Here is a 3232-nt window from a genome sequence, read left to right on the forward strand (position 1 = left end):
CATGATCCCCAGGGCGACCTCCGTGATTCCCAAACGTCGCTGCGTGACCGCGAGCTGCCGGCGGAGACGCGCGATCTCGGCCTGTTCCGGCGTCAACCGGCCGATCTTCTCGCCTGGGTTCCTGCCCGCGAGAACGCCGGCATCGCGGAGTTTGCGCCACTCGGTGATCTGGGACGAGTAGATGCCCTCCTGCCGGAGATACGCGCCGCCCTCGTTGCGGAGGATCGCGTCTTCGTAGCCGGCGAGGTGGTCGAGTTTCTGGGCCGGGGTGAATGTTCGCCGGGGCCTCGGGCCTCCGGCGCGGGGCCCCGGGCTGGTGTTGGTCATAGGTCTATCGTCGCGCAGAGCCGACGGGGATGAGCTGGACATGATCGGGGTATTCCTGGTTCTCGCCCTACATCAGACGGGAGACTTGCTCTGAGGTGCTGGCCTCATCCAACCCTGACACGTAGGGCAGGGCGACTGGCGGGACGTCGTCACGACGCTCGTCGCCGAGCGGGGCGATGCCCTCACACGTTACGCGCACCTCCTCTGCGGGAGTTCGGATGACGCGGCCGACCTCGTGCAGGACGCCCTCGTCAAGACCTTCGGTCGCCTGCGCAACGGCTACACCGTCACGAGCGGCGAGGCGTACGTGCGGCGGGCGATCCTCAACACCTACCTCGACCGCGGGCGGCGCACGACTCGCTGGCGCAAGATCGCGCACCTCACCGTGGTGCCCGAGGCCGACGACTCCGCGGTGCCCGCCGCGGAGAGCAGGCTCGACCTGCACGGCGAGCTCGGCAAGCTGAGCCCGCGAGAGCGCGCGTGCCTTGTGCTGCGCTACTACGAGGATCTCAAGGTCGACGACATCGCCGAGTGGCTCGACATCAGTCCAGGCACCGTCAAGCGGTACCTGAGCGACAGCCTCGCGAAGATGGCGGTCGCGATGGCGGACGACGAGCATCCCGGCACCGGTCGCGCCACGACCGGTACACCCACCACCGACCAGGGAGCAGCGCATGTCCGCAGAGTCTGACCTGAAGGGCCTGTTCGAGGCGGCCGGAACCCCGAGCGGGCAAAGGATCGACACGGGCCTCGTGATCCGTCGCAGCTCGCGCAGGCGCCGGGTGCAGCAGCTCGTCATCGGAGGGGCGACGACCCTCGCCGTCGCGGGCATCGGTGTCGCGAGCGTCGCCGGCCTGCGGGCCATCATCCCGTCGGCGTCGACGATGAGCACCGGATCGAGCACCTCGGACTCCGGCAGCACAGACTCCGGGCTGCGCGGCCCCGATGTCGCCAAGGGAAGCGAGCCGGGCATCACGCGGGCCCCCGCCGAGAAGCTCAACCTCTGCGGCGGCGAGCTCGCGCGGGTGGCCCCGAACGCCGCGGGCCTCGTGCTCACCGCGAACTTTCCCACCGCGCCGGCGGCATCGGAGGCCATCGAGGGCACCGTCACGCTCACCAACACGGGCTCGACCCACGTGCGCGGGACGACAGCGGCGGCGCCCGCCATCACCCTCTCGAAGGATGGCGTCACCCTCTGGCACAGCAACGGTCCGATGATCGCGATGGCCGCCGTCGTCGACCTCGCGCCCGGGGCATCCATGACCTACCAGGCCACCCTCGTGCCGGTGGTCTGCGGCGTCGAGGACGACTCGGCGGCAAGCTTCCGCAGCGCCCTTCCACACGTGGCGCCCGGCGTGTACCAGGTCTCGGCAGCAATCGATCTCGTGAGCGAGGGTGACACCGTCACGAACGACCTCGTGACCGGCCCGCTCGCCCCCATCGTCCTGAACTGACCTAACCTCTCCATTAGCCCCGTCGCGAGCGCGGCCGACCGGGTCGGCCCCCGCGAGCCGATTCGCGAGACTCGACCTCGCGGTCCGGGAACAACCCGGGCAGCGCGTCAGTTGCAACCGCCATGACAACTATCGGAATCATCGGTGCAGGAAACATTGGCGGCCAGCTCGCGCGCAAAGCGATCGAGAACGGCTATGACGTGGTCATCAGCAACTCACGCGCACCGGAGACCCTCTCCGCGCTCGTTGACGAGCTGGGGCCGAAGGCCCGAGCGGCGACCTCGACCGAGGCGGCAGAGGCGGGCGACTTCGTGGTCGTGACCATTCCGTTCAAGAACTACACGGATGTACCGGTCGAGCCCCTCGCCGGCAAAATCGTGATCGACACCAACAACTACTACTTCGAACGGGACGGCCACTACCCCGAACTCGACAACGGCACCGCGACCGTCTCCGGGCTGCTCCAGGCCCACCTTCCGCGGTCGAGGGTCGTGAAGGGGTTCAACCACATCACCGCGGCAGACGTGACCGCCGATTCGAAACCCGCCGGGTCGCCCGACCGCCGCGGCCTCGGTGTCGCCTCCGACTTCGACGACGCCGCCGAGCTGCTCACGAAGCTCTACGACGAATTCGGCTTCGATGCGGTCAACGCCGGTGCCCTCTCCGAGAGCTGGCGTTTCGAGCGTGATCGCCCGGCGTACGTCGTGCGCCAGAACGCGGCGGAGCTCGCGGCAAACCTCGCGATCGCGCCCCGAACCATCTAGCGGTCGGCGAAACACCCCCGGTGGCAGCCATACTTGACGTGTGGCTGCCACTTTTCTCGTCGTCCCCCAATGGCAAGGCTCCGGCTCGTCGCGCGCGATGCGACTCGTGGATGGGGCGGAGGCGATCCTCGGCGACCTCCCCGGTGCATCCACCGTCTCGGTCGAGATTCCGCTCGGTGCCGGCAGCGACGAGGGAACGCTCGTCAATCGCCTGAGCGCGATCCAGTCGGTGCGAGACGCCCAGCTCACCGCGCTCGGCGCGGTGCGTGGGCTCGCCGTGACCATAGGAGGCGACTGCGGAGTCGAGCTCGCCGCAATCCAGCATGCCGCCGGCGCGAACGACGGCATGGCCGTCGTCTGGCTCGACGCGCATCCCGACCTGCACACCCCGGAGACCTCTCCCAGCCGCGCCTTCCACGGCATGGTGCTGCGCACCCTGCTCGGCGAGGGCGAGCCGTCGCTCATCCCGGCCACACCGCTGGAGGTCGGCCGTCTCATCCTCGCCGGCACGCGCGCCCTCGACGATGCCGAGGCGGACTTCGTCGACTCGGCCGACCTGCGCCTCATCACACCGGACACCCTCACCCCCGCGTCGATCGCGGAGGCTCTCGGCACCTCCGGCGCCACCTCCGTCTACCTCCACGTCGATCTCGACGTGCTCGACCCGGCCGAGTTCGACGGCCTCGG

The 3232-nt window shown here is 69.2% G+C and carries 2 protein-coding genes and 3 pseudogenes; 4 read left to right on the top strand and 1 reads right to left on the bottom strand.

Annotated elements, in window-relative coordinates; translation table 11 throughout:
• A pseudogene (locus VIM54_RS04640) lies at positions 1 to 327 on the bottom strand (IS3 family transposase); the annotation flags it as partial.
• Between the two features lie 220 nt (positions 328 to 547).
• On the opposite strand from VIM54_RS04640, the pseudogene VIM54_RS04645 reads away from it, so the two are divergent.
• The 4 genes and pseudogenes from VIM54_RS04645 to VIM54_RS04660 form a co-directional block, all read left to right on the top strand.
• Positions 548 to 1018, top strand: a pseudogene (locus tag VIM54_RS04645) (sigma-70 family RNA polymerase sigma factor); the annotation flags it as partial.
• Entirely contained in the window at positions 1002 to 1781 is a 780-nt protein-coding gene (locus tag VIM54_RS04650) for a hypothetical protein (RefSeq protein ID WP_331899572.1), read from the top strand. The pseudogene VIM54_RS04645 and the gene VIM54_RS04650, both read left to right, overlap by 17 nt.
• A gap of 113 nt (positions 1782 to 1894) precedes the next feature.
• A pseudogene (locus VIM54_RS04655) lies at positions 1895 to 2545 on the top strand (NADPH-dependent F420 reductase); the annotation flags it as partial.
• A 40-nt stretch (positions 2546 to 2585) separates the two neighbouring features.
• Positions 2586 to 3232 (top strand): arginase family protein (locus tag VIM54_RS04660; protein WP_331899574.1); only part of this gene is annotated, 647 nt, incomplete at its 3' end.

This window comes from Lacisediminihabitans sp. (assembly GCF_036569425.1).
Taxonomy (GTDB): domain Bacteria; phylum Actinomycetota; class Actinomycetes; order Actinomycetales; family Microbacteriaceae; genus Lacisediminihabitans.

Bases quoted from the DNA above. Each gene is read 5' to 3' on its own strand.
- VIM54_RS04650 (WP_331899572.1), top strand. From the start codon at position 1,002: ATGTCCGCAGAGTCTGACCTGAAGGGCCTGTTCGAGGCGGCCGGAACC.